This is a genomic window from Sphingobacterium faecium, assembly GCF_003054045.1.
GTDB lineage: Bacteria > Bacteroidota > Bacteroidia > Sphingobacteriales > Sphingobacteriaceae > Sphingobacterium > Sphingobacterium faecium.
The window spans coordinates 120,349-140,664 of the sequence record NZ_QBKH01000008.1; the positions used below are offsets into that span (position 1 = coordinate 120,349).

A 20,316-nucleotide genomic window follows, 5' to 3' on the forward strand; every position below is an offset into this window, starting at 1 on the left:
ATAATGAAAATTGACGCAATTAAACAGGTATATCTTATTGGGATCGGTGGAATTGGAATGAGTGGTCTTGCTCGTTATTTTGCTCATTTAGGATGTGTGGTAAAGGGCTATGATCGTACGGAGACAGAATTGACTAAGACATTAGTGTCTGAAGGAATTGCTATTTCATATGTTGATGAAGTCGATACTATAGATCCAATTTTTAATGCTCCCAATGAGGAATCATTAATCATTTTTACGCCTGCTATACCGAAAGATTCGAAGATTAAACATTATTTAGAGCAAGTAGGTCATACGTTGCATAAAAGGTCTGAAGTTTTAGGTATCATTAGTGAAAGTCGGTTTACAATTGGTGTGGCTGGTACACATGGTAAAACTACGACTTCAACCATGGTTGCTCATATTTTAAAAGATAGTGGCTTTGACTGTTCTGCTTTTTTAGGTGGAATCAGTTCTAATTACGATACCAATGTGTTATATGGTAATAATGATGTTGTAGTAGTCGAAGCTGATGAATATGATCGTTCTTTTTTGACATTACATCCCAATATTGCCATTGTGACTTCAGCAGATGCCGATCATTTGGATATTTATGGTGATGCGGGTCAACTGTTGGCGACTTTCCAAATGTATTTAGATCGAGTTGTTGAGGGCGGCACGCGTATTGTAAAGAAGGGATTACCTTTAGAAAGTCAAATAGCATATTCAGGACATGATGTGGCAGATGTATATGCTGCTCATGTACATGTTCGAGATGGGGAGTTTTACTTTGATTATATTTCATCAGATTCAAAGATTGAAGATATCCATTTGGGTATACCCGGCACACATAATGTTGAAAATGCTGTAGCGGCGATCACTGCTGCGCGTATTTTGGGTATTGCTGATGATAAAATAAAATTAGCCCTTGCTAATTTTAGAGGTGTTAAAAGACGTTTCGAATATATTGTAAGGACTCCGTCTGCTATTTATGTAGATGATTATGCACACCATCCGGAGGAGTTGCGTGCATTTTTGAGTTCTATGCGTAAATTATATCCGAATAAAAAGTTAACAGTTGTATTTCAGCCACATCTCTTTACGAGAACACGTGATTTTATAGATGGATTTGCAGAAGTGCTATCTATGGCCGATCGTTTGCTGTTAATGGAGATCTATCCTGCACGTGAATTGCCTATTGAAGGTGTAAATTCGTCTTGGTTGTTGAGTAAGATTACAGCAAAAGAAAAAGCTGTTGTTACGCCAGAACAGGTATTGGAAATCGCTCAAAACGAAAAATTGGAATTATTGGTCACAGTTGGTGCAGGTGATATTGATAAATTAGTAAAACCGTTGAAGGAAATTTTAGTAAATGCTTAAATATTTACACAACATACGATGGAATCGCGTATTATATTTATCTCTCTTTTTTCTTGGAGTGATAGCCGTAATCATTGTGATGTCACTGGTCAACCGTAAGGATGAGCAACAGGTCTGTCGTGAAGTGAATATTTTTATAGAAGGAAAGGAAGCTTTTATAGATCAGGGTGATATTTCAGCGCTTATCAGTAAAAGTTATGGTCATATAGTTGGTAAACGATTGCTTGATATTCCTTTAGAAAAAATTGAAAAAACGTTGAAAAAATTGCCTTATGTATCTAAGGCAAGTGTTCACTTGGATATGGATGGTATCATGGCCATTAATATTGCACAGCGAGAAGTTGTGATGCGTGTGATTAATAAAAATGGACGAGAGTATTACATCGATCTAAATGGGTTAAAGGTACCTACTACTTTAAAGTATGTTCCACATGTAATGATTGCGACAGGTAATATAGAAGAGGGGTATAAAAACCCTTTAGATTCGGTTAACACTTCTTTAGTAAAAGATTTGTTTCGCGTGACACAGTTTATTGAAAAAGATGAATTATGGAACAATCAGGTTGTTCAGGTATTTGTCAATAATGATAGAGATATTGAATTGGTACCACGAGTCGGCAATCAGCAGCTTATTATTGGCACTGCAGATTCGTTGGAACAAAAATTTAGTTTGTTAAGGACATTTTATAAAGAAATCATCCCTAAAGTTGGGGTGGACGCTTACAATAAAGTAAATGTAAAATATGCAGGTCAAATCATTTGTGAAAAGCGCGGTGTTTGGACATTTGATGATTTGCATCATCCGGAGAAGAAAATAAAGAATAACACATTATAGTATACAGCATCAATACAGAATATTATGAACCCAAAATCAGCAGAAATCGAAAGAGAGAACCCAATTATTGTGGGACTCGATATTGGTACAACCAAGATTTGCGTTACCGTGGGAAGACGGAGCGGCGGAAATAAAATAGAACTTTTAGGAGTTGGTAAAGCAGACTCGGCAGGAGTAAGCCGAGGTGTAGTTGCTAACATTCAAAAAACAGTGAGCAGCATTCTTGAAGCGGTTGAAATAGCCGAAAATCAATCGAATGTGGATATCAAAGTGGTGAATGTTGGTATTGCTGGTCAACATATTAAAAGTATTCAACATCGTGGTATTTTTACCAAGACTGATAGCGATGACGAAGTAACAAGAAGAGATATTGAACGTCTTATTTCAGATATGTATAAATTGGTGTTGCCTCCTGGAGAAGAAATTATCCACGTGTTGCCACAAGAATTTACCATTGATAATGAGCCGGGTATTCGGGAGCCTATTGGTATGGCTGGACGTCGTATCGAAGCGAATTTTCATATTATTTCGGGGCGTGTTACGGATATCCGAAATATCAAAAGATGTATTGATAATTCAAATTTAGAAGTTTCAGAATTAATTCTTGAACCTTTGGCATCATCTGAAGCTGTATTGGATGATGACGAAAAAAATGCTGGTGTTGTTTTAGTTGATATTGGTGGAGGTACTACAGATGTAGCTATTTTCCATGAGGGAATCATTCGTCATACTGCTGTAATTCCGTTGGGGGGAAATATAGTGACGGAAGATATTCGTCAAGGTTGTTCTGTATTGAGAAGTCAAGCTGAATTATTAAAAACACGATTTGGATCGGCATTAGCTGATGAAAATAAGGAAAATGAAGTGATTTGTGTTCCCGGCTTAAAAGGTCGTGAACCTAAAGAGATTTCAGTAAAAAATCTTGCATACATTATTCAAGCACGTATGGAAGAGATCATTGAACATGTGTATTATGAAATCAAATCTTCAGGATATGAAAATAAACTGATTGGTGGAATCGTTATTACTGGTGGAGGTGCACAATTAAAACATTTAGTGCAGCTTGTCGAATACATTACGGGTATCGATTGCCGTATTGGTTTTCCAAATGAATACCTAGCAAAAAATGAAGTCCTGCCTAAAGCTTTATATGAAGAATTGAAAAGCCCATTGTATGCAACAAGTATTGGTTTGTTGATGAAGGGTATTCAGGCGCATGAGGATGAAGTAGAAACAAGAAGAGCACCTAAGGTTGTGAAGAAAGATGTCGAGTCTGTTAAAGAGGTCGGTGAGCAGCAACAGAAGGAGCATGGTTTATTAACGTGGTTTAAAAAATTAATGAAGGATGGCAATGAAATTGATGATGCCACTTTCTTGGATAAAAAATAGTTTTCAACACTTTAGGTTTTTTTCCACATTTTAAACATTTGTGGAAAAAAATTGTTGAAAATATGTTATTATTACATTACGAATATTGAGTTTAGGTGAAGTTTGTACTGAAGTCATTATGAGTTAAATAGGGATAAGATATGTCAATACAGTTTGAAATGTTAAAAGAACAATCATCAATAATTAAGGTTATTGGGGTTGGTGGTGGTGGCGGTAATGCTGTTAACCACATGTATAAGCAAGGAATTAGTGGAGTAGATTTCATCGTGTGTAACACCGATGCTCAAGCTTTGGAATTAAGTCCAATACCTAATAAAGTACAATTGGGTATGAGTTTGACAGAGGGTATGGGCGCTGGTGCAGATCCTGATGTGGGTGAAAATTCAGCTATCGAAAGTATTGACGATATCAAACGCATGTTAGGTACCAACACGAAGATGCTTTTTATTACTGCAGGTATGGGTGGTGGTACAGGTACTGGAGCAAGTCCTGTATTGGCAAAAGCTGCTAAGGAATTAGGTATTTTGACTGTTGCGATTATTACTACTCCTTTTACTTTCGAAGGTAAACGACGTCGATCTCAGGCAGAAGAAGGTTTGTCGGAGTTACGCAAATATGTAGATTCATATTTGGTTATTTCTAATGACCGTCTGAGAGAAATCTTTGGTAATTTAACGATGACTGCAGCTTTCGCAAAAGCTGATGATATATTAACAACTGCTGCAAAAGGTATCGCAGAGATTATTACCATCCCTGGTTATGTGAACGTCGATTTTAAAGATGTGCGTACCGTGATGAATGATAGTGGTGTCGCGATCATGGGTAATGCTGTAGCTGAAGGTGAAGACCGTGCTATTAAAGCTGTAGAAGGTGCTCTAGCTTCTCCATTATTGAAAGATAATGAGATTGAAGGTGCTCGTTATATTTTATTGAATATTACTTCTGGTTTGAAAGAAGTAACCATGGATGAAGTAGCAATTATCACGGATTATATCCAAGAAAAAGCGGGTCTTTCAGCTGATTTGATCTGGGGTAACTGTATTGATGAGAACTTTGGTGAGGAATTATCGGTAACGATTATAGCTACAGGTTTTCAAACTTCTGAAGAAAGAGATCTGGAGCGTGAAAATACAAAAGTAACGATGCCTTTAACTGCTGCAGAGCAAGTGGCATCATTTGTTAAGCCGGTCAATCAGTTTGTTCAAAAAGAGGTAAGCAGTACACCTCTTGTCAATCCTATACAAACTAATACAGAAAATTTTTCTGCACCAACAACTACTAACGATTTATTTTCAACACCGAAGAATGTTGTTCAGCAACAAGCTCAAGCTAAGGTCGAAGAAAATGCGATTATTCGCCATGAATTGAATTTTGAAGAGGTGGTAGAAGAGGAATCGGTATCGATGCAAAAAGGGAATGATTTTCAGTTAAAAACATCTCCTTCAGTGTTTCAATTTCAGATGCCAACAGTATTTGATGAGTATGCGACAGGTTCTGTTTCTGCTCAAGAGGAACAGGTTAATAATTTTTCTGCATCTGTCAATAATAAAGCTGAAATTGAGCAAGTAGAAGAAGAGCAAGTTTCTTTTGAAGATCAATTAGTACGTACTAAAGAGCGCATATTGAGATTAAAAGAATTGAGTATGAAGTTGAAATCTTCAAATGGACTTCAAGAACTAGAGAATGAACCTGCTTATAAAAGAAAGCAGATGTCATTAGATGATACGCCTCATTCTTCTCAATCTCAGGTTTCTAGATTTACCCTGTCATTTGAAGATGGAAATACAGAAATTAGACCAAATAATTCTTTTTTACATGATAATGTAGATTAGTTTATTTTTGAATAAATTATAATAAGAGCTATCTCGTATGAGATAGCTTTTTTTGTATCTTTAATTTTTAACCATTTATATTGAATGTCATCATATTTGTGAATATACACGCTGTATAAGCTGTAAAAAATGAGCTCACGTACATGTTTATTCTATAGGACAGAAAATTAAGTAGTATACATATGAATCATAAAATGAATAATCCAATATGGGTAATGAGTTCTGCTTTTGATAAGCTGAAATTAACAGATTTAATAGATAAAACAAAAGAGATAGGTGCTTCTGGTATCGATTTATGTGTGTTTAGAAAAGACGGGACTCGTCAAGATCATACTGCAACACATTTAGATTATGAAGGTTTTACTCGTGAAGATGCGAAAAACACCTTAGCACTTTTCAATGAATCTCAACTGCACTTATCTTTGGGTGCTTTTGAAAATATGATTGGTGGAGAAGTGGGAGAACGCATTAAAAATCAAAATCATTTATTAAAACTAATCCGAATTGCTCATTTATTAGGGGGAGATACGAATAATGTTAAGGTAGGAACTTTTGTTGGTTATAACCATGATATTGGTAATCAGATAGATGGTTTTCAAAAAAATCTAGATGAGTACAAACGTGTTTTTGCTCCAATTATTAAGTATGCAGAAGATTTAGGGGTAACGGTATTATATGAGAACTGTCCTATGGAAGGCTGGAGATCGTCTCGTTACAGCAGTACTTATAATAATTTACCAGCAGTATTGGCCGCGCGAAAACTGATGTATGAAATGATACCAAGTCAGGCCCATGGTGAAATTTATGATCCATCTCATGATGTCTGGCAGCATACAGATCCTGTTGCTGTCATAAACGGGATGGATATAGCACGCCTGCATCGCGTACATGTCAAGACTACACGTAATTTAAATACGAAAGCAAGAACAGATTGGGGTGGTATGTATCCAATGCAACATGTAGATGCTGAGCTTGCCAGGGCGGCTAATATCGCTATTCCGGCTCATGATTGGGATCGTCATCACTATGAAGCTATGCTGCCTGGTTTTGGAGGTTCAGATAGTATGGATTGGAGCGCATTGGTGGATACGTTAAAAAGCCGTTCTTTTTCTGGTGTATTTGAAATCGAAAATGAGGCTAAAAATTCAAAGGATACTGGTGTTATGGCAGCTATAATGCAAGGCTTTAGTACTTGTGTACATTTCTTTGCTCCTATACTTTGGGATCTGAATGAAAAGAATGGGTATGCTTATCGACGTGAAGCAGAACTCGTCATGCCCAGTGGCAAAGATATTCCTGTGGTAACGATCGATCAATTACGTTAGCTGCTTAAATTCACTCTGCAGATTAGTTTGCAGAGTGAATTCTAAATATTTCAATGAGTTCAGGAATATTTGAGACATTTAATTTTTCAAATATCCGGCTTTTATAAGTACTTACCGTTGATGGACTTAAGTCTAATGTTGTCGAAACTTCAATAATTCCATGTCCTTGAATGAGATATTTAGCCACGTCAACTTCTCTATTGGAAAGTCTTGAAAGTGGGTTCATGGTATTAAGCTTAGATTTGCTTTGTGTTAATTTTTTAACATAAAGATCTTTCACTTCATCTGACATATACTTGCCTCTTTCTTTTATGGTCAGAATAGCATTGCTCAATTCAGCCATTGCAGTACTTTTGTTAACAAATCCAGCAGCACCAGCTTCTATGTAGCGGAGTGCATATAGCGATTCGTCATAAGAAGAAAATATTAAGATTTTTATTGATTCTTGTATTTCTAGTATTTCTTTTACTACTCTAATATTATTTCCACCAGGCATGTTGATGTCTAGTAAAAGTAAATCGAAAACTTCTTCTTGAAGCAATTTGAGCACTTCATTATAATCTTGGGCCTGCGTAATAACACATTCTGGCATACTTTCTTTTATAATAACAGATGCTCCTAATCGAACGATACTATGGTCGTCAGCAATTAATATTTTTTTCATGGGTGATGTTTAGGAAATATTACTATACGAATATGTGGTGTTAAAAATAAATAAAAATACTGAAATACAGCTAATAAAATATTTGTAAATATAGCCAAAGATATAATTCTTTTCCGTTTATTTTATTCCATATTGCTATATGTTTTGATAGTTATAGTGAAAAAACATAAGAAAAAATGATCATTTTATGTCTGTTTTTGCGAAATTAGCTTATATTTAGGTTAAAAATTACAACAGTTAACATTTTATTTTATGGGATTTTTGAAAGAGTTTAAAGAATTTGCTATGCGCGGTAGCGTAGTTGATTTAGCTGTCGGTGTTGTTATCGGTGGTGCATTTGGGAAAATTGTAACCTCTTTGGTAGATGATATCATTATGCCTCCAATCGGTTATTTAACAGGGGGTGTTGATTTTTCACAAATTAAATATGTGCTTAAAGCGGCTGATGAGGTCGGTAAGAAACCTGAAGTATCGATTAATCTAGGAAATTTTATTAATGTCGTGATTCAATTTCTTATTGTTGCGTTCTGTATTTTTTTGGTCATTAAGGCCTTGAATTCTATGAAACGTAAAGAAGAGAAAGCTCCGGAAGTAGCGCCAGCTCCACCAAGAGAAGAAGTACTTTTGACCGAAATCAGAGATTTACTTAAAAACAAGTAATACCATATCAACATATACAAAAACAGATAAAGAAAACATCTCTTATCTGTTTTTTGGTTGAATTTTACACTATTTTGGAGAAGTTGCAATTATTGTTTGTAATTCTCTAAAATATATTTTACTTTTGCATTCCTCTTTAGGGAGTTTTATTAATAGAATCAAAAAATAATTTAGCATATTAAGCGTCATGAAAAGAACATTTCAGCCATCGCAAAGAAAAAGAAGAAACAAGCACGGATTCAGAGATCGCATGAGTTCTGCAAATGGTAGAAGAATTTTAGCTTCTCGTAGAGCAAAAGGTAGAAAACGCCTTACAGTTTCTGACGAAGGTCGTCACAAAGGTTAATATTTTTGCGTAGCTGGTGGCCGGGAGGCTCGTGTAGTAACGTGGCCTACTTTTCAGTCATCGATTATGATTAAAAATACATTTAAGAAAGAAGAACGTTTATGTAGTGTCAAGTTAATTGATACTTTATTTCATAAAGGTTCTTCTTTTGTTTGTTATCCCTATCGTATTGTCTTCTATTCTCCTTCAGAAGATAGCGGTCTCATTCTAGCAAATTCTTCAACACAAGTCATCTTATCGGTTTCTAAAAGACGATTCAAAAGAGCTGTTGATCGTAACCTCATGAAACGACGTATGAAAGAATGTTATCGTTTACAAAAAAATGATGGCTTGGCACCGTTTTTAAAGGAACATCAATTACCTTTGTTATTTACAATACAATATGTTGGTAAGGGCTTACTGATGTATGACTTTCTATACAGTCATATGGAAAAAGCTTTGTTAAAACTACAGAATGAATGTTCTAAATTATATTTGGCAAAAGATAATTAAGCGGTTCTTTAGTCTGCTATTTTTAGCCATTATTCGATTTTATCAAATTTTCATTTCACCTTTTTTAGGTGCCAATTGTCGGTATACACCAACGTGTTCACAATACGGTTATCAAGCGATACAGAAGTATGGGCCATTTAAAGGTGGGTGGTTAGCGGTTAAACGTATTTTGAGTTGTAATCCTTGGGGTGGTCATGGTCACGATCCTGTTCCTTAATTTTTTTCCTATCATATGCGTATTTATATTTTACAAATTGAAACTTCAACTTCCGTATGTTCAGTAGCCCTAGTTGAATCAGGGCAAGTTCGTCAGCATGAAAGTGTAGATGAACCTCATGTTCATGCTTCCCGGCTAACGATTCTTATTCAGACATTATTGGATCGGGAAAATATAGGTTTTGGCGATTTGTCAGCAATTGCAGTGAGTATGGGACCAGGATCTTATACTGGTCTTAGAATCGGTGTTTCTACGGCAAAAGGTCTATGTTACGCTTTGGATATTCCTTTGATTGCTGTCAATACATTGCAGGGTATCTATACTGGGTTTCTTGCCAGTCAGGCAGTAGCATTACCATATGATCTGTATATACCGATGTTGGATGCAAGAAGAATGGAAGTCTATTGTACATTTTTTGATCATCATGGAAAAGTGGTGGTTGATACTCAGGCTTTGATCATCGATCAAACTAGTTTTGATTCATACCAGAGTCATTATAGTCGAATATGCCTGTTTGGTCCTGGTGCAGATAAACTGGAATCTTCTTTTGCCGATGTCAAGGGTGTTGATGTCATTGGTGGTATTCAGACAAATGCTATTGATATCAGTCAAATTGCTTTTGCAAAATACCAAGCCGGTGAGTTTGAAGATGTAGCTTATTTTGAGCCTTATTACTTAAAGGATTTTGTGGCAACTACGCCTAAAAAAAGGGTTGGATTATAACCAACCTTTTCTTTTGAACCAATAGTAGATCGATAAGGAAATGCCTAACATAATAGCAATTGCTATCGGATATCCATAGTACCATTCTAATTCGGGCATGTTTTTAAAGTTCATTCCATATACGCCGGCTACAAAAGTAATGGGCATAAAAAATACAGAGAAAATGGTCAATATACGCATGATCTCATTGGTATGGTTGGATGAGATGTTAAAGTATATATTGAGTAGCTGACTCGTATTTTCCGAAAGATTGTCATACAGGGTGTTGGTTCTTAAAAATAAATCTTTTAAATCTCTGCTATACACATTGCGTTTTTGATTGGCGTGAAAATGTTCTACGATCTCTTTATATAAAATGATCACTTTTCTGACCACATCAATCTGTCTCTTGATGAAATAGACATGTTTGAGTACTAATTTTTTTTGACGAGCGAGGAATACACTTTCTTCATATTCGTCAAGTTTGGTGGATATTTTTGGTAATATTTTTTCAAAAGTTGCTAGTGCTGCAGTCGTGATATAATTGGCTAAATGCTTAGTGTCTTTTAGTTTAGTTGATCTAAAATCTAGTAATTTCATTTTATGAATAAAATCTACATTTTTTTTATGAAGGGTAATGACAAAGTCTGCACCATAAAAAATAGTAAGGCGATCGGTTATTTCACCAATATTATCTGAGTTATCTTTGAACGTTGATGATACCATTCGCAATATGATAAAGGTATAATTATCAAATTCTTCTATTTTGGGTAGATGCTCGGGTTCTAATGAATCTTTAATAGATGCTTGATTGAGGTTGTATTTTTCTTTCAAGGTTTCGAGATCCGTTACACTAGGTTCGAATACATCGATCCATTCATAATTAGCTTGCTCTTTACTTACTATCGTAGATATCATATAGGGAGTCAGATTAAGATGTTAAGATAACGAAGAGATTTTCAAATTGCAAATTGTGTAGAAATAAGAAAGCCGCTCATGAGCGGCTTTCTTATTTTTCCTATTTTTAGAAATGTTATTTCTTTTCTTTTTTATATTCTTCATTCAATTGTTTCACAACTTCATTGGTGATTTCCAATTTTGAATCAGCATACAATACCGTTGGATTTGTTTTTGAATAAGTCAACACCAGTGTGTAACCGTTATCACTTGCGTGTTTTTTCAAGAATTCAGTGATTTTATTATATACATTGTTGAATTCAGCAGATTCATCTTGAGCTAATGAAGATGATGCATTTTGATCTAAGCGACTTAATTCATCTTGCTTACGCGCTAATTTCTCTTCTGTTGCTTGTCTTTCTGCTGCACTCAAATTAGGTGCTTTTTGTTGGTAATCTGCTACTTCACGTTGGAAAGCTTGACTTTTACCTTGCAAATCGGCTTGAGCTTTTTTAACTTTAGCTTCTAATTTACTTCTAATATCTTTGAAGTACTCATATTTTTGAGATAGTGAATCTGAATTGATGTATACGATTTTCTCTGCTTTTGCTGAAGTTTCTTTTGTTGATGTTGAGTCTTTAGAAGATGTAGCACCAGTTGTTTTTGATTCTTGAGAACAAGATACAGCTGCAACCGAAATTGCTAGTCCTAGGGTTACTTTTGATAAAGTTGAAAATATATTACTCATTGTTTATTTGATTACACGTTTTTATAAGAACAAACCTACTATAAAAAAATTACATTTCGGATTTTCGACTGCTAAAATATGAAATAATTATGGAATTATAGCGTATTAAATTGCTTGTTATCCCATCGCGTTTACTTGTTAAAGTGGTTAAAATTTCGTATTTTTGATTACAAGTATTTAATTAGTTTCAATGAGCGAAGAAAACAAAAATGCATCATCCTATTCAGCTGATAATATCCAAGTTTTAGAGGGATTAGAGGCTGTACGTAAACGCCCTTCCATGTATATTGGAGACACCGGGGTTAAAGGTTTGCACCATTTGGTATATGAGGTAGTCGATAACTCTATCGATGAAGCCGTTGCAGGTTATTGTACAGATATTTTTGTCACTATCCATAAAGACAATTCTATTTCCGTAAAGGATAACGGACGTGGTATTCCAACTGGTATCAATAAGAAGGAGAATAAATCGGCACTGGAAATTGTAATGACTGTATTACATGCTGGTGGTAAATTTGATAAGGATACGTATAAGGTATCAGGTGGTCTTCACGGTGTGGGGGTTTCCTGTGTGAATGCCTTATCTATTCATTTGTCAGCAATTGTTCACCGTGATGGTAAAGTTTTTCAGCAAGAGTATGAGAAAGGTAAGCCATTATATACGGTTAAGGAGATTGGAGATTCTGATCTTAACGGTACTATTGTTACGTTTACTCCTGATAGTGAAATTTTCACAACGACTACGGTCTATAACTATGATACATTGGCGAGTCGTCTTCGTGAATTATCTTTCTTAAATAAAGGGATTAAGTTGTCTTTGACAGATGAAAGAGAGACTTTGGAAGATGGTACTTTACGTCAAGATGTGTTTTTATCTGAAGGTGGATTACAAGAGTTTGTTCAGTTCTTAGATAGTAACCGTCACCCGATTATCCCACATCCGATTTATGTCGAAGGTATCAAACAAGGGATTCCAGTTGAATTGGCTTTACAATATAACGAGACTTACACGGAGAATGTGCATTCGTATGTGAATAACATTAATACAATCGAAGGTGGTTCTCATGTCGCTGGTTTCCGTCGTGGTTTGACCCGTACTTTAAAAGCATATGCGGATCGTTCTGGATTATTGAAAAATTTGAAAGTCGAAATTACGGGCGATGATTTTCGTGAGGGACTGACAGCTGTTATTTCAGTGAAAGTTGCTGAGCCTCAGTTTGAAGGACAAACGAAGACCAAATTAGGGAACTCGGAGGTAATGGGTGCTGTTGATGTCGCTGTAGGGGAGATCCTAAATATTTATTTGGAAGAAAATCCGAGAGAGGCAAAAGCAATCGTTCAAAAGGTTGTTATTGCAGCTCAAGCACGTGCAGCAGCTCGTAAGGCACGTGATCTTGTGCAAAGAAAAACAGTAATGGGCGGTTCGGGTTTACCTGGTAAACTAGCCGATTGTCAAGATAATGATCCTACAAAATGTGAGATTTACTTTGTCGAGGGAGATTCAGCGGGCGGAACTGCTAAGTCAGGACGTGACCGTAAGTACCAAGCGATCATGCCTCTTCGTGGTAAGATCCTTAACGTTGAAAAAGCAATGGAACATAAGATCTATGAAAACGAAGAGATCAAAAATATGTTTACTGCTCTAGGTGTTAGTTTAGGTACTCCAGATGATCCTAAAGCGCTGAATTTAGAAAAATTGCGTTACCATCGAATCATTATTATGACCGATGCGGATGTCGATGGTTCTCACATCACAACGCTTATTCTAACCTTCTATTTCAGATATATGAAAGAACTGATAGAGAAAGGATATATTTATATTGCAACTCCGCCTTTATATTTAGTTAAGAAGGGTAAAGATCATCAATATGCTTGGAATGAAGATCAACGCTTGAATGCTATTCAACAGTTGAAAGGTGGTGGTAAGGAAGATAGTGTGCATGTACAACGTTATAAAGGTCTTGGTGAAATGAATGCAGAGCAATTGTGGGATACAACAATGAATCCTGATACTCGTACATTGCGTCAAGTCACAATTGAAAATGCTGCTGAGTGTGATCGTATATTTTCGATGTTAATGGGTGACGAGGTTGCTCCCCGTCGCGAATTTATCGAACGTAATTCACGCTATGCTAAAATAGATATCTAAAATTTAAGATCTATAATAAAAAAAAGGTCTAACTGCTAAAGCAGTTAGACCTTTTTTTTATTATAAAATTGAAGACATCTCTTGTATAATTAAAATAATAACCGTAAATTAAATATTTTGTAATTTTATCTTGATGTTTAAATCGTTTTTTATATAGTCAAGAGCCATGTAAACCAAAATAAATCGTTTAAGAAAGGAAACTAGAACCTTTAAGTCGCGAATTAATTATTCATTCTTTATCCTATTATGTTTAATTAAATGAATAAATAAGCCATATTATACTTGCTAATGCTGTGTCTGTTATTGCTGATCCTTGAGGTGATAGTTGTTCCAACATTTTAAAATGCGAATATGTTATTTTAATTATAACTTATACCCCTAAATTTTTTCGATTGCTTTTTTAATAAGGCTTTCAGGAAATAATGTTACATCCATTATTTCAATTCAAAAATATGGAACATAATATATTCAATATTTCTGATTAGTAACAACTTATAGCAAAAGCCTATGAAATTAAAACTCTACTTATTATCTTGGATTTTCTTTCTAGATCCATTTTATACCTTTGCTCAAGAAAATCCTGAATTAACCTTGGATCAATTATTTGAACAGCTTTTGGAAGAGTTGGATCAAGATGTGGATGCAAGTGAAATATCCGAACGCTGGTCCTATTATATCAAGCATCCGATCAACCTAAATAAAACTGATGGTCGGGAATTGCATGATTTATTATTTCTGAGTATGCTCCAAATTGAGCATTTGTTGGCACATCGAAAGGAATCTGGAGATTTTATTTCGGTGCAAGAGCTGCAAAGTATTGCTGGTTTTGATGTTCGGACAGTTCAAAATTTACTTCCTTTTGTTACCGTTTCAGCTAATATCCACTATCGGGATTTTACATTAAAGAATTTAGTGACAAAAGCTGAACAGGAAGTGATGTTGCGCTACGGTCGTTTACTGCATCAAGCTAAAGGTTATCAGATCATGGATACAACTCGGTCTCGTTATCTAGGAGATCCTAACAGATATTTATTAAGGTATCGTTTTAATTATAATAATAAGATTCGAGTGTCGATCAATATGGATAAAGATGCTGGCGAACCTTTTTTCAACGATAAACAGCGTTATGGTTTTGATTTTTATTCAGCAAGTTTATCCATTCGTGATCTTGGTAAAGTAAAGCAGGTGGTCATTGGCGATTTTGCTTTGCAAATAGGTCAAGGTTTGACGATGTGGAATGGTTTAAGTTTTGGTAAGGGTAGTATGATTGAAAGTGCAGCTAGACAAGGTGCTGGCTTGAGATCATACACTTCACTGAATGAGGCTAATTTTTTAAGAGGAATTTCAGGTACTATGGCTATAGGTAGGTTTGAATTTACACCTTATATTTCTTATAGGCTTATTGATGGAAATGTAAAAGAGATTGGTGATGAAAGGGCAATAACTACTTTGGCAATTTCGGGCCTTCATCGAACTCCTACTGAGCAACAGTATAGAAAGGCTATTGGGCAGCTGGTCTATGGAAATAATGTAATGTATAGCAAAAATAGATTGAAAATTGGAGGGAATTTTGTCGCTACCCATCTCGATGGTAGTAAATTGCTGGGGAAAAGACCTGAAAATAAATACGACTTTGAAGGAAATTTACTACGAAATGCAAGTGTCTATTATAATTATACCTATCGTAATTCCTATTTTTTTGGTGAGCTCGCAACTAGTCTTGATGGTGGTTATGCTTGGTTAACAGGTTCGATCACCAGCATATCGCCTCAATTTTCTACTGTTTTGTTATACCGTGACTATCAGAAAAATTACCACAGTTTTTTTGCACAATCGGTGGGTGAAGCCAGTGGTACAAGCAATGAAAAAGGTTTATATACGGGTCTCGTCTATCATCCTTCTCGAAAAATCCAATGGACTACTTATGTTGATCTTTTTAGATTCCCAGGGCTTCGTTATCGTGTTTCCGAACCTTCTTCAGGATATGATGTGTTATCACAATTTTCCTATCTCTGGTATAAAAGGGGGCAATTATCTTTACGTTTTCGCTATCGTTTTAGGGAAGAAAATGCTGAAAGTAACAACGATGCGTCTACAGGATTGGCAGAGGTAATTAAAACTCAATTAAGATTGGAATATAAATATAAACTGAGTAACATTTGGAGTATTCGTAGTCGTGGAGAGGGAGTGCAATATAAGAAGGGACTTAACGATAAAGAATATGGCTGGATGGTCTATCAAGATTTGTTTTTTAATCCTAATCAAAGTAAAATGACAACGAATTTACGTATTGCTTATTTTCATACGGATAGTTATAATACACGGATCTATGCTTATGAGAATGATGTTTTATATGCTTCTTCGTTCCCATTATACTATCAAAAAGGTTGGCGCTTTTATAACAATGTGCGATATAGGATAGGTCAGGGTATTGATGTATGGGCCAAAGTATCGGCATTTTATTATCCTAGATTAGAGAGTATAGGATCGGGTTTAGATGAAATTCAAGGTAACCTGAAATCAGAAATTAAATTGCAGCTAAGATTCCAATTCTGATGAGAACTAATTTTTATGAACAGATGAAGAAAGTTCCTTTTCTTAAATTTCTGTTTTTTTATGGTTTAGGTATATGGGTAGCGAATGCTAGTAGAACTGATGATAGTCGTTTTATTATAGTACAATTATTACTTGTTTTTAGTGTTGTTATTCATTTTATCTTCTTTTTTCAACGTTCGAGATTGGGTGTTTTATTTATGATCAATGGTTATTTCATGTTATCTGTATTTGGAATATGGAATATATGGAGAACATACGCTGATATTGATCGTGCTCATTTTTACGGGAAGGCAAGTGAACAGTTGGTGGGGATTGTGGATGATGAGCCTATTGTTAAAAATGGTATAGTCAGATTTCCTGTTAAAGTGCTAGCACAGCAGATCGGCGTATCTTTTAGAAAAGCTACGGGTAAACTTATGATGACTATCGTATTGGATAGTACTACATTAATTCGTTATGGTGATGAGCTCATGTTTGTCAATAAGATACAACAAATACCTACATCTTATAATCCGCTTGAATTTGACTATAAGAATTATCTGATGCATCAAGGTATTCATGCTCAGATCTTCTTGAATGCTCATGAATATAAGACTATTAATCATAATAAAGGAAATGATATAAAGGCATTTGCACTTCAGATAAGAAAAAATTTGGTTGATAAATTTAAAAAGTATGTGGCAGATGAGGAATCTTTTCAAATTGCTGTAGCACTTATTGTCGGATATAGGACTATGATGTCTTCTGAGGTCATACATACATTTAGCAATACAGGTACTATTCACGTGTTGAGTGTTTCGGGTATGCATGTCGGCATTGTTTTCTTGTTTCTCATGTGGATATTACAGCAGTTAAATGGAAATTACACTTTTAATTTTTTTAGACTTGTTTTATTATTGTTATCGATATGGGCTTATACCATTTTAACTGGTATGGCTCCTTCGATTTTAAGAGCTGCGATTATGCTCAGTTTTTTCTTAATCTCTAGGTCGATGCAACGCGAAGCTAATATGTTAAATACAATGGCCTCATCTGCGTTCGTATTGCTTTTATTGGAGCCGAATATGTTATTTGATATCGGATTTCAGTTATCTTATTGTGCGGTGTTGGGTATTGTTTTACTTTTTCCATTATTTAAATGTCCGATTTTTCTTGATGGCAGTCGTTTGGGACGTATAGTGTGGGATAGTACCATGATTTCATTAAGTGCTCAAATTATGACTGCACCTTTGGCTCTATTTTATTTTGGTCAGTTTCCGAATTACTTTTTGATAGCAAACGTACTTGTTATCGTTCCTGTTACCATGATCATGTATATAGGTATTGGGATGTTGTTTATTCCGTTTGACCTGTTGAATGTATGGTTAGGGAATATGATGCAATGGTGTATCCAAATGATGTTCCAAATGTTGAAGTTCTTAGATCAATTGCCTTATGCAACTTGGACAGGAATTGTTTTTTCTCCGCTTATGGTTCTGGTCAGTATTGTCGTGATATTGATGTGTAGCTATGCATGGTATTGGAAAAATAAATCTGCTTTATATTGCAGTACTATTTTTTTATTTGTTTTAATCATTCTATTTAGTTACCAGCAATATGTTCAATTAAATTATAGCGGTTTTCGTATTTATAATACGAGAAAAGAAATCACTCTTGCCTTTATAAACAAGAGTAAGGTTACTTTAATTAGTTCTTATGACTCCTTAAATTCTAGAAATTTAGTTTATAGTGTCAATCGGGATTTAACTCGATTTTCAAACTGGAAAGATATTGATTTTGTTTCATTGGCTTCCATTGATTCTCTAAGGACAAATCGTCTCATTCAGAAATCAAATTTTACAGTTCAAATTCTGGAACATGGGTCTCCTACGGTGCAGCCGACAGATCTCTTGCTTGTACGCAAAAATAGTAAATGGAATTTTATCGACCATATTAAGCTTGTTCAACCGAAGCTCGTTTTATTTGATGGTACAAGCACTGACGCTAATATTAGACGTTGGGAGTATCAACTTGATAGTTTGGGTGTCGCTCACTATAGCATAAAAAATAATTTTGCGTATGTTTGGGATAAGGAGTTATTATGAGTTTAGATAGCATCAGCATTTTAAAACAATATTGGGGACATGATGGCTTTCGTCCATTACAGGAAGAAATCATTCAATCTGTTTTGGAGAAGAGAGATACATTGGCACTTTTGCCAACAGGGGGGGGGAAATCAATTTGTTTTCAGATTCCAGCAATGATGCTTCCGGGGATTTGTATTGTAGTAACACCATTAATTGCCTTGATGAAAGATCAAGTGCAGCATCTTAAAGATATCGGTATCCAAGCGGTTGCGATCTACTCGGGTCTGAAGCCTAGAGAAGTGGATATTATTTTAGATAATTGCATTTTCGGGCAGATCAAGTTCCTCTATTTATCTCCGGAGCGTCTCTACAGCGAATTGGTACAGGAACGTATCAAACATATGCCTGTCAATCTTTTTGCCATTGATGAAGCTCATTGTATCTCACAATGGGGGTATGATTTCAGACCTCCTTACTTGCAACTGGGTAAATTAAAGGAATTACATCCTGATGTGCCTTTCCTAGCGTTGACGGCTACGGCAACGACTGCGGTCATCGCAGATATCCAAGATAAACTGCAGTTTAAGCAGAACAATGTATTTGTCAAAAGTTTCTTGCGCGATAATCTAGGTTATATGGCACTAGAAGAAGAAAATAAAGCTGGACGGATGATCCGAATCATTCAAAAGTTGGGTGGTTCAGGTGTCGTATATGTTCGTAATAGAAGAGAAACACAGGAGGTAGCCCGTTATTTAGTAAATAATGGGATTAGTGCCGATTTTTATCATGCTGGATTATTAGGAAAAGAACGTGATAGCAAGCAAGAGGCTTGGATGCAAAACCGGACTCGTGTCATTGTGGCTACAAATGCTTTCGGGATGGGAATCGATAAACCTGATGTCAGATTTGTCATTCATTTGGATATTCCCGAATCTTTAGAAGCTTACTATCAGGAAGCAGGTCGGGCTGGTCGAGATGGAAAAAAAGCGTTTCCTGTCTTATTGTATCAACAGGGAGATAAGGACCGTCTTTTAAAAAATGTTAAACTTAGTTTTCCTTCTGTCGCTTTTATTCAACAGGTATACCATCATTTATGTAATCATTTTCAAATCCCATATGGAGCGGGTGAGGGGCTTACATTTGATTTTGATGTTGTCGCTTTTATAAAAAAATATAAAATTGAAACAATACCGACTTTGAGTGCGCTCAAGTTTTTAGAAAAAGATGGATGGTTAGCGCTATCGGAAGCTGTTTTTATTCCTTCACGGTTTAAATTTGAAATCAATCATCAGGAATTATATAAGATCCAAGTACAATACGAGCGCTACGATAAACTCATAAAAGCAATATTACGATCTTATGGAGGTGTTTTTGATGATTATATTACCATAAATGAGTATGAGTTTGCTAAGAAATTAGTGGTATCTTATGAGCAGATTGTTAGCTTAATCCATGCTTTGGTACAAATGGAAATTGCAAGCTATATACCACCGACTGATGCTCCTCAATTATCTTTTTTACAAGATCGTGTCGATTATAAAAATCTATATGTCGATCATGTTTTTATTAGAGAAAGGCAACAGGTAAAAATTGCTCAAGTGGAAGCCATGCTCAATTATATCGAACATTCAACTTGTCGTAGCCAGTCTCTCCTTCATTATTTTGGTGAGCAGAATAGCTTATTTTGTCAAGTTTGCGATCTCTGTCTTATTCGCAATCATAAGGTGATGATGCACCATAATATTAAGCTAGAGATTGAACGTATTTTACTGAGTAAGCCACAAACTATTCAAGATCTGATCGGACAAATTTCTCTTGGTGATGATGAGATAAAATTAGGTGTGGTGAGAAGTTTAATCGACAACCACAAGATTCGTATAGTAGAGGATCTTTACTTTTGGAATACGAAGATCTAATTTGAAATCCAAATTTATATCCTTACTACCTGCTTATAGTTGGTAGGCAATGAAGGATAGGCATATTAACAATTAATCTCAACTTTTAATAATTTTGCTTTAATTTTTTCTGGATCTGTGATTAATATTGTTCGCTCTACTTGTTTTGCATGTTCGTGAATTT

17 protein-coding genes are annotated in these 20,316 nt (G+C 35.4%); 14 read left to right on the plus strand and 3 right to left on the minus strand.

Translation table 11 applies throughout. The features are described 5' to 3' along the window. Positions 1–3 precede the first annotated feature (3 nt). From murC to C8N37_RS20210, 5 genes are all read left to right on the plus strand, one after another. Entirely contained in the window at positions 4–1,359 is a 1,356-nt protein-coding gene (gene murC, locus C8N37_RS20190) for a UDP-N-acetylmuramate--L-alanine ligase (RefSeq protein ID WP_108160626.1), read from the plus strand. Beyond that, complete coding sequence (locus C8N37_RS20195) at positions 1,352–2,194, plus strand: cell division protein FtsQ/DivIB (protein WP_108160627.1); 843 nt, start codon at positions 1,352–1,354, stop codon at positions 2,192–2,194. The genes murC and C8N37_RS20195 overlap by 8 nt, the downstream gene beginning before the upstream one ends. Positions 2,195–2,218: 24 nt before the next feature. Then, positions 2,219–3,583, plus strand: a complete 1,365-nt coding sequence (gene ftsA, locus C8N37_RS20200; RefSeq protein ID WP_045753165.1) for a cell division protein FtsA — start codon at positions 2,219–2,221, stop codon at positions 3,581–3,583. Positions 3,584–3,723: 140 nt separating this feature from the next. Then, positions 3,724–5,415, plus strand: a complete 1,692-nt coding sequence (gene ftsZ, locus C8N37_RS20205; RefSeq protein WP_108160628.1) for a cell division protein FtsZ — start codon at positions 3,724–3,726, stop codon at positions 5,413–5,415. Between the two features lie 194 nt (positions 5,416–5,609). Then, positions 5,610–6,740: a sugar phosphate isomerase/epimerase family protein gene (locus C8N37_RS20210; protein ID WP_244914487.1), complete on the plus strand. Its 1,131-nt coding sequence runs from the start codon at positions 5,610–5,612 to the stop codon at positions 6,738–6,740. A gap of 22 nt (positions 6,741–6,762) precedes the next feature. Here the strand turns inward: C8N37_RS20210 and C8N37_RS20215 are convergent, their stop codons facing one another. Continuing rightward, positions 6,763–7,404 (minus strand): response regulator transcription factor, encoded by a 642-nt coding sequence (locus C8N37_RS20215; RefSeq protein WP_108160630.1) that lies wholly within the window; start codon positions 7,402–7,404, stop codon positions 6,763–6,765. A gap of 252 nt (positions 7,405–7,656) precedes the next feature. On the opposite strand from C8N37_RS20215, the gene mscL reads away from it, so the two are divergent. The 5 genes from mscL to tsaB all read left to right on the plus strand — a co-directional run bounded on the left by mscL (position 7,657) and on the right by tsaB (position 9,842). Next, entirely contained in the window at positions 7,657–8,064 is a 408-nt protein-coding gene (mscL, locus tag C8N37_RS20220) for a large-conductance mechanosensitive channel protein MscL (RefSeq protein WP_108160631.1), read from the plus strand. 187 nt (positions 8,065–8,251) lie between these two features. Further along, on the plus strand, positions 8,252–8,410 hold the full coding sequence (rpmH, locus tag C8N37_RS20225) for a 50S ribosomal protein L34 (RefSeq protein WP_045753170.1): 159 nt from the start codon (positions 8,252–8,254) through the stop codon (positions 8,408–8,410). Positions 8,411–8,476: 66 nt separating this feature from the next. Next, on the plus strand, positions 8,477–8,902 hold the full coding sequence (locus C8N37_RS20230) for a ribonuclease P protein component (RefSeq protein ID WP_108160632.1): 426 nt from the start codon (positions 8,477–8,479) through the stop codon (positions 8,900–8,902). Next, the gene (gene yidD, locus C8N37_RS20235; RefSeq protein ID WP_108160633.1) at positions 8,865–9,119 is read left to right on the plus strand and encodes a membrane protein insertion efficiency factor YidD; all 255 of its coding nucleotides are present in this window, start codon (positions 8,865–8,867) and stop codon (positions 9,117–9,119) included. Before C8N37_RS20230 ends, yidD begins: the two co-directional genes overlap by 38 nt. Positions 9,120–9,134: 15 nt before the next feature. Next, on the plus strand, positions 9,135–9,842 hold the full coding sequence (gene tsaB, locus C8N37_RS20240; RefSeq protein ID WP_108160634.1) for a tRNA (adenosine(37)-N6)-threonylcarbamoyltransferase complex dimerization subunit type 1 TsaB: 708 nt from the start codon (positions 9,135–9,137) through the stop codon (positions 9,840–9,842). On the opposite strand, the gene C8N37_RS20245 is transcribed toward tsaB, so the two are convergent. After that, positions 9,837–10,739, minus strand: a complete 903-nt coding sequence (locus C8N37_RS20245; protein ID WP_108160635.1) for a CorA family divalent cation transporter — start codon at positions 10,737–10,739, stop codon at positions 9,837–9,839. The genes tsaB and C8N37_RS20245 overlap by 6 nt on opposite strands. Positions 10,740–10,854: 115 nt before the next feature. Beyond that, positions 10,855–11,466: an OmpH family outer membrane protein gene (locus C8N37_RS20250; protein WP_108160636.1), complete on the minus strand. Its 612-nt coding sequence runs from the start codon at positions 11,464–11,466 to the stop codon at positions 10,855–10,857. Between the two features lie 190 nt (positions 11,467–11,656). Between C8N37_RS20250 and gyrB the strand changes: the two genes are divergently transcribed. The 4 genes from gyrB (at position 11,657) to C8N37_RS20270 (ending at position 20,153) form a co-directional block, all read left to right on the plus strand. Further along, positions 11,657–13,615, plus strand: a complete 1,959-nt coding sequence (gyrB, locus tag C8N37_RS20255) for a DNA topoisomerase (ATP-hydrolyzing) subunit B (protein ID WP_108160637.1) — start codon at positions 11,657–11,659, stop codon at positions 13,613–13,615. A 507-nt stretch (positions 13,616–14,122) separates the two neighbouring features. Further along, positions 14,123–16,171 (plus strand): ComEA family DNA-binding protein, encoded by a 2,049-nt coding sequence (locus tag C8N37_RS20260; RefSeq protein ID WP_108160638.1) that lies wholly within the window; start codon positions 14,123–14,125, stop codon positions 16,169–16,171. Continuing rightward, the gene (locus tag C8N37_RS20265; RefSeq protein ID WP_108160639.1) at positions 16,171–18,255 is read left to right on the plus strand and encodes a ComEC/Rec2 family competence protein; all 2,085 of its coding nucleotides are present in this window, start codon (positions 16,171–16,173) and stop codon (positions 18,253–18,255) included. The genes C8N37_RS20260 and C8N37_RS20265 overlap by 1 nt, the downstream gene beginning before the upstream one ends. Further along, a complete protein-coding gene (locus tag C8N37_RS20270) occupies positions 18,252–20,153 on the plus strand; it encodes a RecQ family ATP-dependent DNA helicase (protein ID WP_108160640.1) in 1,902 nt (633 codons plus the stop codon). The genes C8N37_RS20265 and C8N37_RS20270 overlap by 4 nt, the downstream gene beginning before the upstream one ends. The last annotated feature ends 163 nt before the right edge of the window (positions 20,154–20,316 follow it).

What these genes read in the sequence shown, in the direction of transcription:
- yidD (WP_108160633.1), top strand. Translation starts at nt 8,865, where the DNA reads ATGAATGTTCTAAATTATATTTGGCAAAAGATAATTAAGCGGTTCTTT.
- ftsA (WP_045753165.1), top strand. Translation starts at nt 2,219, where the DNA reads ATGAACCCAAAATCAGCAGAAATCGAAAGAGAGAACCCAATTATTGTG.
- murC (WP_108160626.1), top strand. Translation starts at nt 4, where the DNA reads ATGAAAATTGACGCAATTAAACAGGTATATCTTATTGGGATCGGTGGA.
- ftsZ (WP_108160628.1), top strand. Translation starts at nt 3,724, where the DNA reads ATGTCAATACAGTTTGAAATGTTAAAAGAACAATCATCAATAATTAAG.
- C8N37_RS20230 (WP_108160632.1), top strand. Translation starts at nt 8,477, where the DNA reads ATGATTAAAAATACATTTAAGAAAGAAGAACGTTTATGTAGTGTCAAG.
- gyrB (WP_108160637.1), top strand. Translation starts at nt 11,657, where the DNA reads ATGAGCGAAGAAAACAAAAATGCATCATCCTATTCAGCTGATAATATC.
- C8N37_RS20250 (WP_108160636.1), bottom strand. Translation starts at nt 11,466, where the DNA reads ATGAGTAATATATTTTCAACTTTATCAAAAGTAACCCTAGGACTAGCA.
- tsaB (WP_108160634.1), top strand. Translation starts at nt 9,135, where the DNA reads ATGCGTATTTATATTTTACAAATTGAAACTTCAACTTCCGTATGTTCA.
- rpmH (WP_045753170.1), top strand. Translation starts at nt 8,252, where the DNA reads ATGAAAAGAACATTTCAGCCATCGCAAAGAAAAAGAAGAAACAAGCAC.
- C8N37_RS20210 (WP_244914487.1), top strand. Translation starts at nt 5,610, where the DNA reads ATGAATAATCCAATATGGGTAATGAGTTCTGCTTTTGATAAGCTGAAA.
- C8N37_RS20265 (WP_108160639.1), top strand. Translation starts at nt 16,171, where the DNA reads ATGAGAACTAATTTTTATGAACAGATGAAGAAAGTTCCTTTTCTTAAA.
- C8N37_RS20215 (WP_108160630.1), bottom strand. Translation starts at nt 7,404, where the DNA reads ATGAAAAAAATATTAATTGCTGACGACCATAGTATCGTTCGATTAGGA.
- C8N37_RS20260 (WP_108160638.1), top strand. Translation starts at nt 14,123, where the DNA reads ATGAAATTAAAACTCTACTTATTATCTTGGATTTTCTTTCTAGATCCA.
- C8N37_RS20270 (WP_108160640.1), top strand. Translation starts at nt 18,252, where the DNA reads ATGAGTTTAGATAGCATCAGCATTTTAAAACAATATTGGGGACATGAT.
- mscL (WP_108160631.1), top strand. Translation starts at nt 7,657, where the DNA reads ATGGGATTTTTGAAAGAGTTTAAAGAATTTGCTATGCGCGGTAGCGTA.
- C8N37_RS20195 (WP_108160627.1), top strand. Translation starts at nt 1,352, where the DNA reads ATGCTTAAATATTTACACAACATACGATGGAATCGCGTATTATATTTA.
- C8N37_RS20245 (WP_108160635.1), bottom strand. Translation starts at nt 10,739, where the DNA reads ATGATATCTACGATAGTAAGTAAAGAGCAAGCTAATTATGAATGGATC.